Raw genomic sequence first — 517 nt, 5'->3', positions numbered from 1 at the left:
GAAAAAAGGAGAAGAGAGAAAAAGAGGAAAGAGGGAGGAAAAAAAAAAGAAGGGAGGAAGAGGGAAGAAGGGGAGGAAAGGAAAGAAAGGAAAGAAAGAAGAGGGAAGGGGAGGAGGAAAAGAAAGGAGGAGGGGGGAAAGAAAAAAAAGGGAAGGGGAAGAAAGAGGAAGGGGAGAAGAGAGGGGGGAAAAAAGGGGAAAGGAAGGGGGGGGGGGGGGAGGGAAAAAGAAAAAGGAAGAGGGGGAGAAAAGAGAAGAGAAAGAGGGGGGGGGGGAGAAGGGAGGGGAAAAGAAAAAAGAAGAGGAAAGGGAAAGAGAAGAGGGGGAGGCAACAAAAAAGGAGAAAGGGAAGAAAGGAAAGGGGGGGAGAAAGAGGAGAGAGAAGGGAAAGGAAGGGGAGAAAAAGGAGGGAGAGGAAGAAAAGAGGGGGGGGAGAGAGAAGAAAAGAGGAAAGGAGGAAGGAGGGGGGGGGGGGAGGGGGGGGGGGGGGAGGGGGAAAAGGAGGGGGCGGGGACTG

1 protein-coding gene is annotated in these 517 nt (G+C 53.0%); it reads left to right on the top strand.

The window, feature by feature from the left end:
* Positions 1-517 (top strand): hypothetical protein (locus AB1471_RS18635; RefSeq protein WP_367780938.1); only part of this gene is annotated, 517 nt, incomplete at both ends.

It is taken from the genome of Jeotgalibacillus marinus, assembly GCF_040801915.1.
Taxonomy (GTDB): domain Bacteria; phylum Bacillota; class Bacilli; order Bacillales; family Jeotgalibacillaceae; genus Jeotgalibacillus; species Jeotgalibacillus marinus.
The sequence above is the reverse complement of the archived record's forward strand: the minus strand, read 5'-3'. Positions and strand labels throughout refer to the sequence as shown.